A 20,704-nucleotide genomic window follows, 5' to 3' on the forward strand; every position below is an offset into this window, starting at 1 on the left:
ATTTTACCGACATGTCTTCCCCAAATATCGCTCGACGTCGCAGTTCGCACACCGAGCCTGGGAAGTCTTGCGCGTAAGAAAAGCAAGTTCACGATAAAACCACAGGCTCTCTCCTGTGGTTTTTTTTTGCGCTAAAGTACTTTTGTCCTTCTGCTGTATTTATATTTATTCGCGTTTATCTTTGAGGAGTTTTGAAATGGAATTTAGTCAGTACAACGTCAACGCCCTGATGTACATCACACCACGCCCAGAATTGGTGTTTACGGAAGGGCTAGGCATGTGGATGACTGACCATAATGGCAAACGCTATCTCGACTATTTGCAAGGCTGGGCCGTCAATTGCCTCGGTCACTCGCCAAAATGCATAGAAGACGCGATCGTCGCGCAAGCAGGCAAATTGCTAAATCCTTCACCTGCCTTCTATAACGAAAATATGATCAAGCTGGCCGATCAACTCACGCAACATTCCTGCTTTGATCGCGTATTTTTTGCCAATAGCGGTGCCGAAGCCAATGAAGGTGCGATTAAATTAGCGCGTAAATGGGGGCAGAAAAATAAGAATGGCGCATTTGAAATCATCACTTTCGATCACGGATTTCATGGCCGCACTTTAGCGACCATGTCCGCATCCGGTAAGCCGGGCTGGGATACGATTTTCGCTCCTCAGGTAACAGGCTTTCCAAAAGCCGATTTAAATGACATTACCTCCGTTGAAAAACTCATCAACGATAAAACAGTGGCAGTCATGCTTGAACCGGTGCAAGGTGAAGGTGGCGTAATTCCAGCTAGTCGCGAATTCATGCAAGCTTTGCGCGCATTGACCAAGCAACACAATATTCTATTGATCGTCGATGAAGTCCAAACTGGCATGGGACGCACCGGGGAATTATTCGCTTACCAGCTTTCTGGAATCGAACCAGACATCATGACATTGGGTAAAGGCATAGGTGGTGGTGTCCCGCTCGCAGCCTTGCTGGCCAAAGAAGAAGTTTCTTGCTTTGTACCTGGCGATCAAGGCGGCACCTACAACGGCGCGCCCTTAATGACTGCGGTCGGTATCGCAGTATTAAACGCCTTAACTGCACCAGGCTTCCTCGATGAAGTGAAAGCGAAATCGACATACTTAAGTGAGGCACTCAACACCCTTTCCGAAAAATTTGGAATGGAAGGCGAACGCGGTGAAGGCTTACTGCGCGCGCTCAAGCTAGGCAGTGATATTGGTCCGCGCCTTGTTGAAGTCGCACGTGACGTAGAACCAATCGGTTTGCTAATCAACTCTCCACGCCCTAATTTACTCCGTTTCATGCCAGCACTTAACGTCAGCTACGAAGAAATCGACACCATGATTTCTATGTTGAGCCAAGTCATCCAACAGGTGATAGACGAAAAAGCCGCTGAAGCAAAGAAGCAATAACTCGACGTATTGGCAGAAATATTAAACATGGCTATCAAACACTATTTACAGGTCTCTGACCTGACGCTTGACGAATACGACTATCTGATGCAAAGAGCTCGCATCATCAAAGACCGCTTTAAGAAATACGAGCCCTATCATCCACTTTTGGACAGAACGCTGGTCATGGTGTTTGAAAAAAATTCCACCCGTACGCGTTTGAGTTTTGAAGCGGGCATGCATCAATTGGGAGGGGCGGCAATTTATCTGAACACTCGCGATAGCCAACTTGGTCGTGGCGAGCCGGTTGAAGATGCTGGTCAGGTTATGTCACGCATGTGCGACATCATTATGATCCGTACCTTTGAACAAGAGATGATAGAGAAATTTGCCGCAAATTCGCGCGTACCTGTCATCAATGGTTTAACCAATCAGCATCACCCTTGCCAAGTCTTTGCCGACGTGTTCACCTTCATTGAACATCGTGGCTCTATCGCAGGTAAAAAGGTCGCTTGGATCGGTGACGCTAACAATATGCTGTATTCCTGGATGCAGGCAGCGAAGGTCTTCGGCTTTCATCTGCACATTTCCACGCCTAAAGGCTATGACATTGATCCCGCGTGTGTGACAGTTGAACCTGCACATTACACGGTATTTGACAATCCATCTGATGCCTGTGTTGGTGTCGATGCCGTGAATACGGATGTCTGGACTAGCATGGGTTACGAGGCAGAAAATCAAGCACGTTTAAAAGCCTTTGATGGCTGGATCGTGGACGAAGCCAAGATGGCGCGCGCCAATCCTGATGCGATTTTCATGCACTGCTTGCCAGCACATCGCGGTGAGGAAGTGTCAGCAGGCGTTATCGATGGACCGCGATCCGTAGTCTGGGATGAAGCAGAAAATCGTTTGCATGTTCAAAAAGCCTTACTCGAATATTTGGTCATCGGCAAAGTCGATAATTAACAGTTCAGCCTAATCATTAAGATTTGAAAATTTCATCTACATACCATTAGCAAATAGAAAGCACATCATGAGCGACGTAAAAAAAGTAGTTTTAGCATATTCCGGTGGTTTAGATACTTCCGTGATTTTGAAATGGTTGCAAGACAACTATAAGTGCGAGATCGTCACCTTCACCGCCGACTTAGGTCAAGGCGAAGAACTCGAGCCAGCACGTGCCAAAGCTTTAAAATTTGGCATCAAGCCAGAGAACATTTTCATTGATGACGTACGTGAAGAATTCGTACGCGATTTCGTTTTCCCTATGTTCCGCGCGAACACGGTATATGAAGGTGAATATTTATTGGGCACCTCAATTGCGCGTCCATTGATCGCAAAACGCCTGATCGAAATCGCCAAACTAACTGGCGCTGACACCATCTCTCACGGTGCGACTGGTAAAGGCAATGATCAAGTACGTTTCGAGCTCGGTGCCTACGCCTTGATGCCGAACGTCAAAGTGATCGCGCCATGGCGTGAGTGGGATTTATTGTCGCGCGAAAAATTGATGAAGTATGCCGAAGATGCTGGCATAGAAATCGATCAAAAACACAAAAATGGTGGCGCCCCCTACTCTATGGATGCCAACCTTTTGCACATCAGTTTTGAAGGCCGTCATTTGGAAAACCCAAGTGCGGAAGCAGAAGAATCCATGTGGCGTTGGACTGTCAGTCCAGAAGCAGCACCAGACCAGGCTGAATACCTCGACATCGAATACGAAAAAGGCGATATCGTGGCATTGAATGGCGTGCGTATGTCGCCAGCCACTGTATTAACAGAACTCAACCGCCTCGGCGGCAAACACGGCATTGGTCGTTTAGATTTGGTGGAAAATCGTTTCGTTGGTATGAAGTCACGCGGTTGCTACGAAACACCAGGCGGCACAATCATGTTGCGCGCACACCGTGCGATCGAATCCATCACTTTAGATCGTGAAGTCGCACATTTGAAAGATGATTTGATGCCACGTTATGCCAGCTTAATCTACAACGGTTACTGGTGGTCTCCAGAGCGTTTGGCATTACAAACTTTGATCGATCACACACAACAAAATGTGAATGGCTGGGTACGCGTCAAGCTGTACAAAGGCAATGTGATTACAGTGTCTCGCGATTCAAAAACCGACTCTTTATTCGACATGAATATCGCGACTTTCGATGAAGATGGTGGCGCTTACAATCAAGCTGATGCGGGTGGCTTCATTAAGCTCAATGCCCTACGTATGCGCATTGCGGCGAATGCGAAATTAAAACGCGGTTAATTGATAGAATCCGTTGCAAAAGCAATTCTAATAATTGTAGGGCGGGTGCAACCCGCGCGGTTCAAAGGTCGATTTCGCGCACACCACGTTTTGGCGGCGCGGGTTGCACCCACCCTACTTTCTGATCTAAATATTCCAATAATTTAGCAAAAATGAGCACACAATTCGATCAAGTTAGCATCATTAAAAAAGCCAATGTTTATTTCGACGGCAAATGTATTTCTCACACGGTTTTATTTGCCGATGGTAGTAAGAAAACTATAGGCGTGATTTTTCCATCGTCCTTAGTGTTCAATACTGACGCAGCAGAAATCATGGAAATCAATGCGGGTCTATGTCGTATTCGCTTAGCTGGAAATAGCGACTGGCAAAGCTATGGCGCTGGACAAGAATTTCATGTGCCAGCAAATTCTAGTTTTGAAATTGAGACTTCAGAATTATTGGATTATGTTTGTCACTTTGTAGCATAGCAAGTGCGGCTATGTAAGTCGGCGCCCAACTTACATAGTCAACTTCACAGCGAATTGAAGACAACTGCCGCGCTAGTTCTTCACTCCATTCTTGCAAGCCCATCCCCAGACATTTCAAACGCGCTTCATGGCAAGCCCAAGCACGTAAAAAACGCTGGAATTGTTGATCAAGAGGCTTAGCAGCGATGTCTTGTGTCCTTGCTTTTCCAAGATACAACATCGCAGTGTCTTTCCACGCAAAGGTATCTGAAATTTTAACGACGTCGAGTCCAACCGGATGATGGCAACAAATGGCCGCTAGCGCATACCCTTCTTCATGCGCAATCGATAAATAGATAATCCTTTCAGAGATGCTATTACTGATTACCACACGCGGTGCTTGCCCCTGCTCCGATTGCAAATGAATATCTCTCTGAGTAGCACCCCATGCGGCAGCGATGACTTCGATCAATGCCTGCCGGATTTGCAAGCGCGCATCATCGCGATTGCTGCCCGGCTCGATAACAACACCAATCACCACCAGATCGTTTTGCCGTAACTGCTCGCACGCAAACTCGAATTGATCTGGTAGGTGACAAATCAACATAGCAAAGGCATTTTTAAATAGTTAAGCGATCGACGCTGGGCAACCGCGCCAACTGGAATTGGCTGGAATAAATTCGCCTTTCATCACCAAGGTCAAAGCACCCAGTTTTGCATCGTCGCCAACTACGGCGCTGTAAAGCACAAAGCTACGCGGACCAAGGTAAACACGTTCACCGATCAGCACGTGATCAACCTTCATTACACGGTCTTCAAACAAATGGGTTTGCGGGCAAGCAGCGGCATTAATTTCACTATAAGCACCAATAGTCACACAATCAAATTCAGTGATATCGGTGGTATCCAAATACACACCCTTACCAATTTTTGCGCCTAATAAATTAAAGGCCAATGGCAGCCAAGGTGTCCCTTTCAGGTAACGCATGAAATTGGGTACCGCTATCCCTTCGTACAAATTGGTAATCGCTTCGGATGACCAGACAAACCAGGTCCACATAGGATGGCTGCTTTTCTTGTAACGACCTATGAATATCCATTTCGCCAGGAAAATAAAAACAAAACATCCAGCCCCATACAGCAAACCAGAAATCACGAGGTAATACAGTACGTCCACCCAGCGTTCTTCCGCTGCCAGTGGCATCAGATCGAGCACAATCGTGTAACCGATAGCAATCACCAACGCATGCGGTGCGATGATGCGGAAAGCCTCAATTAAGCCACGGGCAAAACGTCGCCATAAGGAGGGTTTGAAGGTCAGATTTTCAGCGAAACCTCTGACTTCTTCACGCGCCGGCAAATTCATGGCAGGCGAACCTATCCAGGTATCGCCACTGCGCATTACGCCATTCGCTGGAGCACTGGTATGGACACCGATCAAGACGTTCTCGGGGATCACGGTGCCATCAGGAATATACGCGCCATTCCCAACAAAACTACGACGCGAAACTTCGGTCGCTTGCACCGACATCCAGCCTTGATCTATCTCTTCATCACCTAACATGACCGCATCGGCAATAAAACATTCATCACCTAAAGTCAGCATGTCGGGTACCACACCCAGTGCCGTCGAGACCTCAGCCCCCTTGCCGACTTTGGCTCCCAACATGCGATACCAAAATGGTGAATAAATCGTGGCATACACGCCATGCAAGACATTTAAACTCGATTCCTGAATTTGATTCACCAACCACTTACTACAGTAGACATTGCTATGCACGGCGTAACGCCCTGGCGTCAACTTTGGCAATAAGCCCCAGCGTATACCAGCAGACAAAATTGCCGTGCAAATAATCAAGACCGCCGTCGCAGGAAAAGCAAAAATAAAATATTCACTCAGTTGACGTATCACTTCCGCGTTTTGCGTACTCGGTAAAAGTTCTAAAGTATCCAGCCAGTCGATCAAAATGAAAGTAGGAAAAACGGGTAAGAAAAACAGTGCGGAAATACTCAAACTACCGAATATAAAAAATAGGGCTTCACCCAGTTTTCTCATATCACTAACGGGTGGACGTTGCGGCAATGCCTGGGAATCAAATAAGCCATTATCGCGCGCAGGAGATCCTTCCCACATTCTTTGCGTAGGAATACTTTGCCCATCTACCAAGGAAGATTGTCCTGCTAAATGTGCTTGCGTTTCCATTTTGGTGTCGCCTTCTATCACCGCATACGACCCCACGTAGGCATGTGCGCCGATATCGATGCATCCCACGTGCAAATAGCCTTTTTCGACTCGTGCGTTTTCAAAATTGCAGGCGTTTCCTATACTGACACCAGTATCGATAGACAACAAATCAGGTACGCGTAAAGTAATCGAACCGATTAAAACATCATCCCCAATTTTTGCACCTAATGCTCTGAGCCACCAGGTGTAAATCGATGATCCACTCAGCATATAAGCAGGCGCAGCTTCGATAATTCTGTCGACTAGCCACCAGCGAAAATAAGTCACGCCCCACAAAGGATATTTGCCGGGCTTCATGCGTCCGAGAATGAGCCATTTCGCCGCAATCGCCAAGAAGAACTCTGAAATCGTCACCAGCAAGAAACAAGCTAGAGATAATGCAACTGCACGTGGAATCGAATCTCCGCAATCACCAGTAAAAAAATGATACGCAAAAAAAGGCGTCAACCACTGCAACATACGGAAGGCAACCAAGCACGGAATCATCGTCGCCTGCGCAAGACCACATACCCAACGTTTCAGCGATGATGGTGGAGTCCATGATGCTGCGGCTTGCGTTTGATCTGTTGCTTTGATCAGACCTTCTTGCATCACTGTGGCAATTTGCCCTAAGCGCCGCTGTTGATAAATATCGCTGATTTTAAAGTACGCAAAACGTGGATCGAGGCGCAAAGATGACACCAGGCGTGCTGCCATTAAAGAATGTCCGCCGAGATCAGTAAAAAAGTCTGAGTCACGACGAATTGCCTGTCCGGGAAATAAGCGAGTCAAAGCCTCAAACAGGCAAGATTCCGCTTCGGTTTCAGCAATATCACTTTCAGATGACAATGTTTGTAGCGCTAACTCTTGTGCCTTTAAAGTTTTCCTATCAATTTTGCCAGAGCTTAGGCGTGGCATCTCATCCAGAAATTCATAACGCGTTGGCACCATGTAGGCGGGCAAACTTTGGGTTAATGCTAGCCGTAAGTTGCTGGCGTTGACTGCCACTAAATCCGCACCCGTTTCACGAACGATAAAGGCAATCAATTGATCTATGCCCTGCTCCGAACGCAAAATCACCGCAACCGTACCAACCCCGTTTTGCCTCGCTAATACTGCTTCGATTTCACCTAATTCAACTCGAAAGCCACGTATTTTTACCTGATCATCAGCGCGTCCCAGGCATTGCACGGTGCCGTCTTCGCCTATCTTAGCCAAATCACCTGTTCGATAGATACGATCGTTAAGTGAATTGTTTGCCCAAGGGTTTTCTAGAAATTTTTCTGCAGTTAAATCAGGGCGACCAAGATACCCCGCCGCAACACCCGGGCCAAAAATACAAAGCTCACCCGTTTCACCACGTTCTAACAAGCGCAAACCTTTTTCAACCTCAGGATCAATCACTAACAAACCATAATTCGGCAATGGAATACCTATCGTCACAGGCTCACCAGCACGCAATGGCGCCAGACTGGCAGATACTGTCGCTTCGGTCGGCCCATAAGTATTAAACATTTGACGACCGTTGACGGCCCAGCGATCTACTAAACTAGCCGGACACATCTCACCACCAAGATTGATCAGACGCAGGCAAGGCACGTCTATGCTAAATAGAGCCAACAAGGTAGGAACCGCGTGCAATACCGTAATCTGATTACTGATCAAAGCACGTGGCAAGGCATCGGGATCAAGCGCGACTTCTTTTGGTGCTATCCATAAAGTTGCACCAACTAAATAACTGATCCAAATTTCTTCAAATGACATGTCAAATGCCACCGAAAAACCTTGATAGACACGATCATTACCTGTAATTCCTAAGACGCTATTCTCACTGCGTAAGTAGTGGCAAATACTGCCTTGATTAATGAGTATGCCTTTTGGCTTACCTGTTGAGCCCGAGGTATAGATCACATAGGCAGGATCATTCACATCGACTACACCGCGCCTGAGCAATTGAGTATCTACAACACATGACAAATTTGCTGCCGTAAAAATAGCAGTTGCTAAGTGTCCAAGTTGCGGCAGAAATTCATCTGCCGTTAACAACCCTACCGCCTGCGCATCGTCCAGACAAACTGCTATCCTATCCACAGGCACTTCTGCGTCAAATGGCAGCCAAGCAGCACCGCTTTTCGCGATTCCGGCTTGCATGACTAATAGCTCTATCCCGCGCGGCAGCCACAATCCCAGTATGTCACCGGGCTTCACACCTGCTTGAATAAGATGATGAGCAACCAGATCGGCACGTGCCCCCAATTCCGCGTAGCTAAGCTGTTCATGGTCGCTAAAAAGTGCGATCTTTTCTGGCCTTGTCTGGATAGTCGCTTCCAGCAAATCTGCTAAACATTCTGCTTTGATTAATTCGGGCTGTACATTACCGTACAAAATATTGCTGTCAGATTTCATTCATTTTTTCTTGGATGGTTAAAGTCTGCGTCATCCACTATATTTTTCTGATTGAAGGTTTATACAAATACAGGTTCGACTTCGAGTCCGACTCCAAATTTTTTAAAGACATCAGCTTGAATTTCTTGCGCCAAAGCTCTGACATCTGCACCGGTCGCACCGCCCAAATTAACCAGTACCAGCGCCTGCTTTTCGTAAACACCGACGGCGTTCCGACGACGAGCTTTCCAGCCACATTGCTCAATCAACCAACCTGCTGCCAACTTAAAATCACCATTGATTTGTGGATAGCTAACGCAATGTGGATGTTGTTGCAGTAGGTGATTGCGTAATTCAGCCGACACAATCGGATTCTTGAAAAAACTCCCTGCGTTACCGATCACGGCAGGATCTGGCAATTTACTCTGACGTATCGCAATAATCGCAGCGCTGACGTCTAACGGCGTTGGTTCAGCAAGATTGCGATCTTGCAGATACTTCGCCACATCGCCATAAGCCAAGCGTGGCTGCCACTTTTTAGGCAAGGCAAAACTGACATCGATAATCACATAACGATCTTGCTCACCACGCTTGAAAATGCTATCGCGGTAGCCAAAGGCACAATCTTGTTTTTGGAAAGTTTTTAGCTCGCCAGTGACAAAATCAAAGGCGGTCAGGTTATGAAAACAGTCTTGCATTTCCACACCATAAGCGCCTATGTTTTGTATAGGCGAAGCGCCGACGGTGCCAGGAATTAAGGAGAGATTTTCAAGGCCGCCATAGCCTTGCGCTAATGTCCATTGCACGAAGGCATGCCAGTTTTCACCCGCACCAGCACGAACAATAAAGTAATCCTCCGTCTCGCCCGATAATTCACGTCCCATGATCGCCATGTGCAAAACCAGATGGGGCAAATAATCCGACAAAATGACATTGCTCCCGCCCCCAAGCACGAAACGAGGCAGGCTCGCAAGCTCAGCGTCTGCTTGAGTTTGCGACCAGACTGTTTGTAACTGCGATAGCTTTTCAATACGTAGAAATCGATGTGCTTGCGCGTTGATGCCAAAGCTATTCAAGCTTTGCAGTGAGACATCTTGCTGTAGTGTAAATTCAGGTTTCATAGAGACAAGATTATAGTCGGGAATAGGCTATTTCCCTGCTGTTTCGCCTGAAATTGCCTGTAAAGTTAGCCTAAGTTTTTGTTAAAATAGCGCCACCGCAGAAAAATTCCGCTATTTCCAGATTTTTCACTTGCTCCTGCATTATTACTTCAAATTTTTTCTATTAGGAAATCCCATGCCATCATTCGATACCGTCTCCGAAGCCAATATGGAAGAAGTCAAGAACGCGATTGCACAAACCAATAAGGTTGTGACGAATCGCTTTGATCTGAAAGGCACTAGCGCCAAAGTTGAGCTCAAAGACAAAGAACGCGAAATCACGATCTTTGGCGACTCTGATTTCCACCTTGACCAAATCATGATCGAAGTTACCCAAACTATGGGCAAACGCGGCGTCGATGTACGCTTCCTTGACATTGGTGATGTGCAAAAAATAGGCGGTGACAAAGTAAAAAAAGTCATCAAGGTCAAGAACGGCATACAGACGGAAGATGCAAAAAAAATCGTGAAAGTCATCAAAGATAGCAAGATGAAGGTACAAGCCAGTATTCAAGGTGATGCTGTGCGGGTGACCGGCGCTAAGCGCGATGACTTGCAAGCTGCAATGGCGATGTTGCGCAAGGAAATCAAAGATTTACCGCTGGAGTTTAATAATTTCCGCGATTAATGCAGGACCAGACCAGCATGTTCTTTCCCGGCCTTAAGCGATTCGTCCTGTTTGCTACTTTGTTCGGCATCAGCCTGACTTCATGGGCCGCTGACATTAGTCTAGTCGCTTTAAGCAATGGAAAAGCCATGCTGGTGGTCGATGGCAAAGCGCCGAAAATGTACGCCATCGGTAGCACCATCGACAGCACGATCAAGCTGATTGCCACCACCAGCAATAGTGCAACCATAGAATTCGAAGGCAAGCGACAAATCTTGTATCTCGGTCACGGTGGCATGCGCAGTAATAACGAATCCAAATACGCCAGCCTTACCTTACACGCCAACGAACTCGGGCATTTTTTCACGCAGGGTCAAATCAATGGTGGTAGTAGCTTGCGTATGATTGTTGATACGGGTGCCAGCTTTGTCGCGATCCCAGCATCAGAAGCGATACGCCTGGGAATTGATTATCGTAAAGGTATACGAGCCCGTTCCAACACAGCGAATGGCATAGTTCCGATTTACCTAGTTAAACTCGACTCGCTCAAAGTCGGCGACATAGAACTATTTCAAGTGGAAGCATCGATACACGAAGGTGACCTGAATATTTGTTTACTCGGCATGTCGTTTTTAAAACGGCTGAGTATGGTACGCGAAGGGCAGCAAATGGTACTTACTAAGAAAATGTAACTTAATAGACGGCATGCCCCCTATAAAAAAGAGTCGAGCCTATAAGAGATCCGACTCTTTTTCTATATTTATGCCAGCACTGTACGACGTTGTTTTACCGCGTCAGCCAATCCTTGCAAAACTTTTTCACTATCCGTCCAATCAATACAGCCATCGGTAATCGACTGCCCATAGACCAGCTCCTTGCCAGCCACTAAATCCTGACGCCCAGCCACCAGATTCGATTCAATCATGACGCCGACGATACGTCGATCGCCACCTGCAATTTGAGCAGCGATATCAGCGCAAACTGGAATTTGGTTCAAAGGATTCTTAGAACTATTCGCATGTGATGCGTCTATCATAATGCGTGGCTGTAAGCCATTCGCCGCAATATCTTTCGCCGCAGCGTCAACACTGGCAGCATCATAATTTGGTGTTTTACCGCCACGCAAAATAATGTGGCAGTCTTCATTGCCATTTGTCGACACAATCGCAGAGTGACCACCTTTTGTCACGGACAAGAAGTGATGCGGTTGTGAAGAGGCTTTGATCGCATCCACCGCGATCTTTACGTTCCCATCGGTACCGTTCTTGAACCCCACTGGGCAGGACAAACCAGATGCCAATTCCCTATGCACTTGTGATTCGGTGGTGCGCGCGCCAATTGCACCCCAACTGATTAAGTCGGCGATATATTGTGGGCTGATCATATCCAGATATTCAGTACCCGCTGGCAGGCCAAGTTCATTAATATTCAATAGCAATTCACGGGCAATGCGCAGGCCGTCGTTGATACGGAAACTATTGTCCATATACGGATCATTGATCAAGCCTTTCCAGCCAACCGTAGTGCGTGGTTTTTCAAAATACACACGCATCACGATTTCTAATTCACCAGCAAATTGCACACGGGCTGCAGCGAGTTTTTTTGCATACTCGAGAGTCGCTTTCGTGTCGTGAATCGAGCAAGGACCTATCACCACCATGACTCTATCGTCTTTGGCTTGCAGAATGTTATGCAATGCGGAGCGCGCATTGGCAGTGACTTCTGAGGCTTTATCGGAGCAAGCAAATTCGCGTATCAAATGCGAAGGTGGAAGCAGCTCTTTCATTTCTCGAATACGTAAATCGTCTGTGCGTTGCATGATGTTTTCCCGAAGTTTCAGTTAGATAAAAATAGATTTAAAAATAGTGTTTAGAAAATTAGTTTGATCGGTTTTACCTATCCGCTTATCTGTCGAATAAATTTCAACAGGCAAAAAAAAACCGCCAAGACTGGCGGTTTTTTTGGATCGGTTAGGTTCTCTGTACGTCGATTTTGCTTCTACGTGAACTTACCGCTTCTCCACCGCCTTAGGGTTGGAATAGCTAAAGTAAAAGTGAAAGTAAAATCGTGCAAAATTCATGAAAACCTCGTGATCGAATGGGACGACTATAACAACATCAGCACGCTGTTGGCAAGCAATTTATCTGAATATGCGCGTATATTTGCAAAAGCCTTGAGCCAACATATGACTTAGGACATAAGCTTATATGCATTAACTTATTAAGCCCTATAAAAAACTGGCAATCTCATTCAAAGCTTTCTTACGAATGTTTGGCACCATGCAATGATCAGCAGGGTAGCCGACCACCAACAGTATGTAGGGCTTTTCATTATCAGGACGATCTAACAGCTCATTCAAAAATCCCATAGGACTTGGAGTATGTGTCAAAGTCGCCAAGCCTGCATGGTGCAAAGCTGCAATCAAAAATCCGGTGGCAATTGAAACCGATTCTGGCACGTAGTAATTTTTAACTGCGGTACCATCGTCCATCAAAGTGCTTTTTTGACCGAAGATTGCGATCAAATAAGGTGCAACTTCTAAAAATGGTTTGTCTGAATCTGTGCCCAATGGTGCTAAGGCATCTTTCCATTCTTGCGGCGCACGGCGCTCATAAAATTCACGCTCTTCGATTTCTGCTTCAACGCGGATACGGTGCTTCAATTCTGGGTCGCTGACAACGGCGAAATGCCATGGCTGATGATTGGCGCCAGACGGTGCTGTTCCGGCCGCCAACAGGCATTGCTCTATTACCTTACGTGACACCGGCTCGGAGGAAAATTCTCGTATGGTTTTACGACGCGCAAGCTCTTGGTAAAACTCTGCAGCGCGCGTTTCCATCTCACTTTCTGGATAGGCGCGATAAGTGCTCAAGGGGATAAATTGGGGGGAGCCTTGATTGAAGGAAAGTTTAGACATGCTGATCCTTTCGTAGAAAAAAGACACTGTAATCACAATATCTAATCTACTCAAGACGCAAAATGACATTCAATACAAGTTGCAAAAATAAAGGCTTTTTGACAATCAATCAACGGCTAAAAGATGTATAGACAATACGAACTTTTGCCGTTGATTTTTTATTGGCGCTATTTCAACAAACGATCAGGCGGTTCCACCTACGACCAAGCCGTCAATGCGCAAAGTCGGCTGTCCCACGCCCACGGGCACACTTTGCCCTTCTTTGCCACAAACACCGACACCCGAGTCAAGGCGCATGTCATTACCTATCATTGATACACGATTTAATACGTCAGGGCCGTTACCGATCAGGGTTGCGCCTTTCACTGGGTAAGTGACTTTACCATCTTCTATCATATAGGCTTCGCTAGCCGAGAAGACGAACTTACCGTTAGTAATGTCGACTTGTCCACCGCCGAAATTGACCGCGTACAAACCATTTTTCACTGACGCCAAAATCTCTGCCGGATCTTTATCACCACCCAACATATAGGTGTTGGTCATACGTGGCATAGGCAAATGAGCGAAAGATTCACGACGCGCGTTACCCGTCACAGGCATTTTCATCAGACGTGCGTTCATGGTGTCTTGAATATAGCCTTTGAGTATGCCATCCTCAATCAAGGTAGTGCATTGAGTAGGATTACCCTCGTCATCAATGTTCAAAGAGCCCCGACGATTCTCTAAAGTGCCATCATCCACGACAGTAACACCTTTAGCGGCGACTCTATCGCCGATACGACCAGCAAAGGTACTCGAACCTTTACGATTAAAATCACCTTCCAGTCCATGACCAATCGCTTCATGCAATAAGACCCCTGGCCAGCCAGAACCAAGCACCACAGTCATAGGGCCAGCAGGAGCCGGGCGCGCATCCAGATTAACCAAGGCTGATTTCACTGCATCATCCGCGTATTGTTCCAACATCGTGTCAGTAAAATACGAAAAGTTATAGCGACCGCCGCCACCGCTAGAACCCGTTTCACGACGTCCATTTTGTTCTGCAATAACGGTCAATGACATACGTACCAAAGGACGGACATCGGCGGCAATAACGCCATCACTACGAGCCACCAAAATCACATCGTATTCGCCTGCCAGGCTGGCCATCACTTGCACGATGCGTGGATCTTTAGCACGCGCAATTTTCTCGATGCGTTCTAGCAAAGCGACTTTCTGTGTTGCATCCAATGAAGCTAATGGATCATCTTGCAAAAATAAATTATGGCCTTGTATGCCTTGCATAGAGGAGGCAACTTGTATCTTGCCAGCACCAGCACGCGCAATTGTGCGCGTTGCTGCGGCAGCCTCTAATAGTGCATGTTCGGAAATTTCGTCAGAATACGAAAACGCCGTTTTATCACCGGACACGGCGCGCACGCCGACACCTTGATCAATAGAAAAACTGCCCGTCTTCACGATACCTTCTTCCAGACTCCAAGCTTCATTCTTGGTGAACTGAAAATACAGATCAGCATAATCAATTTTATGCGTGAACATGGTTTTCAAGGCTGACGCCAACTTGGTTTCATCCAAGCCAAACGGCGTCAAAAGGATATCGCGAGCGATCGCAAGATGTTTTAAATTCGAATCAAATGGTGTCATATTATTCAATCTTTATTGGCTATCATTTTTGACTGCCATAGTGGCTGTTAACTTGCGTATTGTAGAGTATTTCGTGTTGCTACTCGTTAGAAGAACAATCACGACTAAATAAGGACTAACAAGCAAAACGTCGGTGCTTTAAGGCTGGCAAGTTGTTACGGATATTCTGCATGACTTCACTGTCCAGATCAGCGACGACAAAGCCCTCCCCCTGCTCCAGGCAACTCAAGATCTTGCCCCAAGGATCAATCAACATACTATGCCCCCAAGTCTTGCGACCACTGTCATGAGTACCACCTTGCGCTGAAGCCAGCACATAACATTGGTTTTCAATTGCTCGGGCACGCAGCAGAATTTCCCAATGCGCCTGTCCTGTCGTATAGGTGAAGGCAGCGGGCAAAACTAACAAACTACATGTGCCCATATTTCGGAATAACTCTGGAAAACGCAGGTCGTAACAAATACCCAATCCAATTTTGCCTATCGCACTATCAAAACTAACTATGTCATTGCCTGCTTGTATCGTGTTTGATTCTTGGTAGCTTTCTTCGCCATTCGTAAAACCAAACAAGTGAATTTTATCGTAGCGCGCAATTTGCGTTCCGCTGGAATCAAACGCCAGACAGGCATTATAAATTTTATGGCTATCACCTGACTGCAAAGGAATAGTGCCGCCGATAATAGTCATCTGCAACTCTTGCGCCATCTGCTTTAAAAAATTCTGTAATGTGCCATTCCCAGGTGTTTCTGCATACGCCACCTTATCGGTATCGCGCAAGCCCATGATCGACCAGTATTCGGGTAAGACTGCCAGCTCGGCACCAGCTAGCTTGGCTTGCTGCAACAATCGTTTTGCTGTTTGCATATTGGTGTCTGGATGAGATACCGACACCATTTGTATCGCCGCGATTTTCATCATAGTCCTTATTTCACTTCTGCCTTATTTTTCTCTTGTTCAGCTTTTAATTGCTCTGCTTTTTGCTTATCTAAAATTTGTTGGCGCTCTTTATTTTCTATCTTAGTCACGACAGGGTTTTTCCAAGGACCCGTGATTTGGTACTCATAGGTAAATGCGCGCTTTAATGGATCCCTAAAAAACAATTGGGCTAAGAAAGTACCTAAACCTATCACTGGATTAACCGCCAGACCATACACCACCGAAGCTGCCCCTGCGTTCAAATCAGGAATCACAGCGACATGCAAATCTTGGGATTCTTTCGCGACGTCGGCATTACCTTCCATTAAAACGGTTGCATTCACGCTATTCATTTTTAGATTATCAGTCTTAGCGATTCCATGCTGTATCTGCGCTGTTCCCGTGATCGTATCGAAAGCAAATCCATCTGAAAAAACATCACGAAAATCTAAAGTAAATCGGCGTGGCAAAGACTGCATGCTCAACACACCAAGTAATTTAGCAGCACCTGGATCTACTTTGAGGAACTGCCCAGCCGCCAACTTTAATTGCAATTGCCCGCTTAAACTAGGAATATCAATATCGAATGGCAATCCTGTCCATTGTGCATCTCCTTCCAAACGCCCTTTACCACCCCGCATCACTCCCGGAAAATCTAACCTGTCCAACAGTTTCCCGGAGTTTGCGATATCTAAAACATAGCGCAAATTGGTCTGACTGTCATTGGCTCTCGCCACCCATTTGCCACTGGCGCTGAGCTCCGCATCTTCATTTTTTAGATTTAATTTATCGATGTGCCATTCGCGACCTTGTGCCGCCAGAGTATTGCTGGCATTCAAGTCCAAACGCCCTAACTTCTTATCAAACAATTCGAAATTTTCAACTTGAATATCGAGATTAGGGATTTGTTTGGTTGTATTTTTCGCTTCCAACAAATCACCTACATCCGATGCCGCTGATTTAGGGATCATTAAGCGACTCAAACGTGCAGATATCTGCCCGTTCGGCTGCTGATTGCCTAAGCCATTCCAGGTCAGATAGCCCGATGCCTGCTTAGAATCTAAATTTGCCTGCCACAAGCCAAATTGATGGGAAGCACCGAGCACAATATGATCTAATTTTTTTCCAAACAAAAATATTTCGTCCGTTGTTACGGAAAAAGTATTCGGCTCCAAATACTGTGCGATATCAGGATTCTTTTTCCGCTCTAGCAACGGTGCTTGTAAATTCTGCGCAATCCCTGTAGCCCCCTCAATATTTCCTTCAGCGGGTTTGCTTCCTTTTTCCAATACACGACGCCATTCGTCAACATTCAAAGATTTAGTATCGATATGTACACTGAGACCACTATCCGGCAATATCGCTGGTCCATTTACCGCAACGCTGCCACGTGCCACTTGCCACTTTGCATTTTTTTCATTTGATTTTTTACGTTGATAATGAGCATTAAGTCGACTACCAACGCTGAGTTTTATCTGTTCACGTGATTCGCCATTTATACCGGCGATATCAGGCAGGAGCTCAAATTTCAAGGCTAAGCTTTCATTGGCCGCTTTGTTTAATGGTGCAGGCAGATTCCATCCTAAACCTTGCAAAGCAGAATCCACAATCACTTCGGTCTGATGCTGCTTGACATTAATCTGCGTCGCATAACGACTTTCGCCGCTCAATCCAGTTAAAAGTCCGCCCAAATCCACATCCGCAAAATGTTTTCGTATCCCATCTGCACTAGCGATACCTTCCAGTTTAATGCGAATAGCGCCATCTTTCTGAGTACCGCCGCTCGCCTGCACAACACCACCTAGCATCGATGCTTTCAAATTACTCAAATTTAAACCACGTTCATTAAACTCGATACGACCATTTAATCCTGTGATCAATGGCAAATCAGCTTGCAGTGTCGTATCGTTTGCCCCAAATTGCAGAATACCCTGCACTTTAGAATCCATAATCGTATGCAAAGGTAACTGCAACTTTAAGCCCAACTGAGCATTGCCCGTCGCGAGCGTATCGTGCAAGAAATTGCCCAACCAATCATCCACAGGACTGGCCTTGACGTAACTGAGCATAGTTTGCAATCCACCGCTGGCGATGCCATCAATCTGCAATACAGAATTGTGTTCCATCAAATCTGGAATGATTGCTTTTACTTTCGAAACAGTAACACCATTAGTCATTCCGCTGTCCGCACGAATTTCCATACGGGCGCGATCAAAAATAAAGTTTCCCTTGATATTTTCTATCATCGGCCAAAAAGGCGCAGCCCCGTCTTTTGCAAAAACACCAGGCAAGAAATTCAATTTACCTGCTTGAAGATTGCCCTTCACAAAGAACTCGCTTTGTTCCAAGCTACGCCCTTCTTTTTTATGAAATGGGAATTGTGCTAAAGGACCTTTAAGGCGAAAAACCACGTCATTCGCCGTGCCATCGAGTAAAGCATTGCTCAACCAGTAACGCAGATCCTCAGGCGTGTGTGCAGGAATGTAACGATTAATCGTTTTTAGATCAAAACCATTCAAACGTCCGCTAATATCGACTTCACCCAAATCTTGTTGGCTCATGGATAAAATATGTTTGCCGCTCAAAGAAGCAATAGCACCGTCTTGCTCAAAATCCATATCATGAACTTGAAATAACAATTTGTCGCCGCCAACAAATTGCCACTGCGCGTGCATTTGCAAGCTTTTAAAAGGCATCAAAGGATCAACAAAATAGCTGGGCAATTGCAACACCAGATCATGCGAATCCAAAGTGAAACTGCCGCCTTTGTCGGTCGCATCGATAGCACCAGACAAGTTATCAAATCCGGGAATCGCGGGTACCGCAGCTCTCGCTGGGATCTTTCCTACTCTAGGGCGTGCAAGTTGCGCCTTCAACGGTTGCATTTCGAGATTACTGAAATGGCCTTTAATACTATAGCTAGAAATTTCGGGGAAACTACCTTGCCACCGTGCGGTAAATTCTTTCAATACGCCTTTCGGTGCGACATCAATTAGCAAACGGCGTTGATCCAAAGGAATAGGTAGATGTTCAGCAAAATTGGCTAAAGAATGCAGATCAAGTGACTGAGCGTAAAGTTCCACTTTTTCGCCCTGACCGTTTTCCCCTGGCGTAAAAGTCTCTTTTAGCGTGGTTGCAGGCAATAATAAGCCATCCCGGGTTTGCATAGAAAAGTCAACCAAAGCAAGGCTATGTCCTGCCTGACCCGGCACCCACGATAAATAACGGTGATTGTCTGCAACCCGCTCGGCGGCGATGATACGACCGCTCACTCGTGCCATATCCAAGACCGGCAAATCACGTCGAAATTTCCCTAGCACGTCTTGCAAACGTACATCTGCGGTGAAGTCGACAATTCGCCCCCGATCCAATTTCACCCAAGATCGTAATGTACCCACGCCCTTATCGAGCTTCACTGGCAAAGGGAAATATCGATGAATGACAGGCAAGTCAGCCTGTTTGAGATCCGAGTAAAGCTCACCCGACCAAGACGCCACATCGGTTTTTTTATGAGCAAAAACCGATTGACTAAAATTACCGCGAATATCGACCGGTGCCGCTAACCACGCCGGTGGCTTTGCATGCAGCGCAAAACGATGTTTATGCCACTGATTTTCCAACACGAAATTAACTTCATTTAACTCTAAAACAGGATTTCCCTGCAATTGATCGTCCCAGCTCATTTGCCCGTCTTGGATACTAATTTCATGCTGAGCCAAGATCCAGTCTATGCCAGCATCATCCTGATTCGCCTGTTGTTTCAATTTAATAGGAAAGCCAGCGACTTGTATGCTGCCTTCACGATCTCTTAGTATTTTTAAGCTGGGCTTCAACACAGAAATCTTGTCGAACCTGATATCCAACACGAACAAGGACCACCAGGAAATGCTGGTGCGAACTTCAGGCAAGCTCAATGCTGGCTTGGATGACTGGTCATGAATAACGACGTTGTTGAGCGTCAATTGCGGATTGAAATTTTGCCACCCAGCTTGAATCTTTTCGATACGAACTTGTCGCCCCATTTTGAGGCTGGCAAACTGCTCTATGTCGGTTTTGTAATTTTCAAGGCCTGGCAGCACCACGTAACGCAGTAGTAGAAATAAGAAGGCGAACAAAAAATACAGCACTAACAAGCACTTCATCGCTATGGCAAAAGTTCTTTTCAAACCTCGACCACTGTGGCACGCGATAAGGAAGCAGGCCCCGCGCGCATTTCGGACGACCTTACGCCAGCCACGCACAGGATCTTGCGGCTGCATCTCTGTTAGTAAGGATGATTGTGACGATTCCAATTTCACGTTGGAGCCGAACAAAAAAACTCAGAAAAAATAGGGGCGTCCTGTAGCACAAGTAAGCGCGACATCAGTAAAGCTATAAACAACCGCATACTCCCCCGTTTACTTCATAGTGAACTCGATACAAATGTCGCGAGCGGTCGAAGTTTGAATCGATAAGCGCAACTATGTTAAAACACAGTGAGCATCGCAGATTCAAAATTCGGTCACGCCAAAGTTTGTGCGGAGTTCTCTCAGAAAGAATTCAAAAATTGCCATTAAAGGCATCTATATAAATTAATGACATAGAGTATCAATTCACAGCACAATTGACCACTACTTTGCCAGCTCACACCCGTTTCAATTTAAATCAACGCATGTGTTTGTGATTCTATACTCTGGCTTTACAATGCATTTAGGCATCGTTGTCCTTCTGCACAACAGTGCGCCTGCTTTTGCAATTTGCCACCAT

General features: G+C 46.2%; 14 protein-coding genes. 6 read left to right on the forward strand and 8 right to left on the reverse strand.

What is annotated here, in order from left to right:
• The first annotated feature begins 196 nt into the window (after nucleotides 1-196).
• From AC1RR2_RS01950 to ppnP, 4 genes are all read left to right on the forward strand, one after another.
• A complete protein-coding gene (locus tag AC1RR2_RS01950) occupies nucleotides 197-1,414 on the forward strand; it encodes an acetylornithine transaminase (protein WP_493220616.1) in 1,218 nt (405 codons plus the stop codon).
• A 27-nt stretch (nucleotides 1,415-1,441) separates the two neighbouring features.
• Entirely contained in the window at nucleotides 1,442-2,359 is a 918-nt protein-coding gene (gene argF, locus AC1RR2_RS01955; protein WP_493220617.1) for an ornithine carbamoyltransferase, read from the forward strand.
• A 67-nt stretch (nucleotides 2,360-2,426) separates the two neighbouring features.
• The gene (locus tag AC1RR2_RS01960) at nucleotides 2,427-3,656 is read left to right on the forward strand and encodes an argininosuccinate synthase (protein ID WP_493220618.1); all 1,230 of its coding nucleotides are present in this window, start codon (nucleotides 2,427-2,429) and stop codon (nucleotides 3,654-3,656) included.
• A 152-nt stretch (nucleotides 3,657-3,808) separates the two neighbouring features.
• Nucleotides 3,809-4,126: a pyrimidine/purine nucleoside phosphorylase gene (gene ppnP / locus AC1RR2_RS01965; protein WP_493220619.1), complete on the forward strand. Its 318-nt coding sequence runs from the start codon at nucleotides 3,809-3,811 to the stop codon at nucleotides 4,124-4,126.
• On the opposite strand, the gene AC1RR2_RS01970 is transcribed toward ppnP, so the two are convergent.
• From AC1RR2_RS01970 to murB, 3 genes are read right to left on the reverse strand one after another with little or no spacing between them, the layout of a single operon-like run.
• A complete protein-coding gene (locus AC1RR2_RS01970; protein ID WP_493220620.1) occupies nucleotides 4,068-4,712 on the reverse strand; it encodes a 4'-phosphopantetheinyl transferase family protein in 645 nt (214 codons plus the stop codon). The genes ppnP and AC1RR2_RS01970 overlap by 59 nt on opposite strands.
• 21 nt (nucleotides 4,713-4,733) lie before the next feature.
• Nucleotides 4,734-8,735 carry a Pls/PosA family non-ribosomal peptide synthetase gene (locus AC1RR2_RS01975; RefSeq protein WP_493220621.1) on the reverse strand — a complete coding sequence of 1,334 codons (4,002 nt, stop codon included), beginning with the start codon at nucleotides 8,733-8,735 and terminating at the stop codon, nucleotides 4,734-4,736.
• 59 nt (nucleotides 8,736-8,794) lie between these two features.
• Nucleotides 8,795-9,835, reverse strand: coding sequence for a UDP-N-acetylmuramate dehydrogenase (gene murB, locus AC1RR2_RS01980; protein ID WP_493220622.1), 1,041 nt, complete (start codon nucleotides 9,833-9,835; stop codon nucleotides 8,795-8,797).
• Between the two features lie 175 nt (nucleotides 9,836-10,010).
• On the opposite strand from murB, the gene AC1RR2_RS01985 reads away from it, so the two are divergent.
• Together AC1RR2_RS01985 and AC1RR2_RS01990 are read left to right on the forward strand one after the other, a co-directional pair.
• On the forward strand, nucleotides 10,011-10,502 hold the full coding sequence (locus tag AC1RR2_RS01985; RefSeq protein ID WP_493220623.1) for a YajQ family cyclic di-GMP-binding protein: 492 nt from the start codon (nucleotides 10,011-10,013) through the stop codon (nucleotides 10,500-10,502).
• A gap of 17 nt (nucleotides 10,503-10,519) precedes the next feature.
• Nucleotides 10,520-11,173, forward strand: a complete 654-nt coding sequence (locus AC1RR2_RS01990; protein ID WP_493220624.1) for a retropepsin-like aspartic protease family protein — start codon at nucleotides 10,520-10,522, stop codon at nucleotides 11,171-11,173.
• A 68-nt stretch (nucleotides 11,174-11,241) separates the two neighbouring features.
• Here AC1RR2_RS01990 and aroG read toward each other — a convergent pair whose 3' ends face one another.
• From aroG to AC1RR2_RS02015, 5 genes are all read right to left on the reverse strand, one after another.
• Entirely contained in the window at nucleotides 11,242-12,300 is a 1,059-nt protein-coding gene (aroG, locus tag AC1RR2_RS01995) for a 3-deoxy-7-phosphoheptulonate synthase AroG (RefSeq protein ID WP_493220625.1), read from the reverse strand.
• 408 nt (nucleotides 12,301-12,708) lie between these two features.
• Nucleotides 12,709-13,398 (reverse strand): nitroreductase family protein, encoded by a 690-nt coding sequence (locus AC1RR2_RS02000; protein WP_493220626.1) that lies wholly within the window; start codon nucleotides 13,396-13,398, stop codon nucleotides 12,709-12,711.
• A gap of 183 nt (nucleotides 13,399-13,581) precedes the next feature.
• The gene (gene tldD / locus AC1RR2_RS02005) at nucleotides 13,582-15,042 is read right to left on the reverse strand and encodes a metalloprotease TldD (protein WP_493220627.1); all 1,461 of its coding nucleotides are present in this window, start codon (nucleotides 15,040-15,042) and stop codon (nucleotides 13,582-13,584) included.
• 115 nt (nucleotides 15,043-15,157) lie between these two features.
• Nucleotides 15,158-15,961, reverse strand: a complete 804-nt coding sequence (locus AC1RR2_RS02010) for a carbon-nitrogen hydrolase family protein (RefSeq protein WP_493220628.1) — start codon at nucleotides 15,959-15,961, stop codon at nucleotides 15,158-15,160.
• A gap of 5 nt (nucleotides 15,962-15,966) precedes the next feature.
• Nucleotides 15,967-20,217 (reverse strand): YhdP family protein, encoded by a 4,251-nt coding sequence (locus AC1RR2_RS02015; RefSeq protein ID WP_493220691.1) that lies wholly within the window; start codon nucleotides 20,215-20,217, stop codon nucleotides 15,967-15,969.
• Nucleotides 20,218-20,704 lie beyond the last annotated feature (487 nt).

This window comes from Undibacterium sp. GW821-FHT11H02 (genome assembly GCF_058808015.1).

Coding starts and splice junctions, on each gene's coding strand:
- argF (WP_493220617.1), top strand. CDS start 1,442: ATGGCTATCAAACACTATTTACAGGTCTCTGACCTGACGCTTGACGAA.
- murB (WP_493220622.1), bottom strand. CDS start 9,835: ATGAAACCTGAATTTACACTACAGCAAGATGTCTCACTGCAAAGCTTG.
- AC1RR2_RS02015 (WP_493220691.1), bottom strand. CDS start 20,217: ATGCAGCCGCAAGATCCTGTGCGTGGCTGGCGTAAGGTCGTCCGAAAT.
- AC1RR2_RS01985 (WP_493220623.1), top strand. CDS start 10,011: ATGCCATCATTCGATACCGTCTCCGAAGCCAATATGGAAGAAGTCAAG.
- AC1RR2_RS01950 (WP_493220616.1), top strand. CDS start 197: ATGGAATTTAGTCAGTACAACGTCAACGCCCTGATGTACATCACACCA.
- AC1RR2_RS02000 (WP_493220626.1), bottom strand. CDS start 13,398: ATGTCTAAACTTTCCTTCAATCAAGGCTCCCCCCAATTTATCCCCTTG.
- ppnP (WP_493220619.1), top strand. CDS start 3,809: ATGAGCACACAATTCGATCAAGTTAGCATCATTAAAAAAGCCAATGTT.
- aroG (WP_493220625.1), bottom strand. CDS start 12,300: ATGCAACGCACAGACGATTTACGTATTCGAGAAATGAAAGAGCTGCTT.
- tldD (WP_493220627.1), bottom strand. CDS start 15,042: ATGACACCATTTGATTCGAATTTAAAACATCTTGCGATCGCTCGCGAT.
- AC1RR2_RS01970 (WP_493220620.1), bottom strand. CDS start 4,712: ATGTTGATTTGTCACCTACCAGATCAATTCGAGTTTGCGTGCGAGCAG.
- AC1RR2_RS01960 (WP_493220618.1), top strand. CDS start 2,427: ATGAGCGACGTAAAAAAAGTAGTTTTAGCATATTCCGGTGGTTTAGAT.
- AC1RR2_RS02010 (WP_493220628.1), bottom strand. CDS start 15,961: ATGATGAAAATCGCGGCGATACAAATGGTGTCGGTATCTCATCCAGAC.
- AC1RR2_RS01975 (WP_493220621.1), bottom strand. CDS start 8,735: ATGAAATCTGACAGCAATATTTTGTACGGTAATGTACAGCCCGAATTA.
- AC1RR2_RS01990 (WP_493220624.1), top strand. CDS start 10,520: ATGTTCTTTCCCGGCCTTAAGCGATTCGTCCTGTTTGCTACTTTGTTC.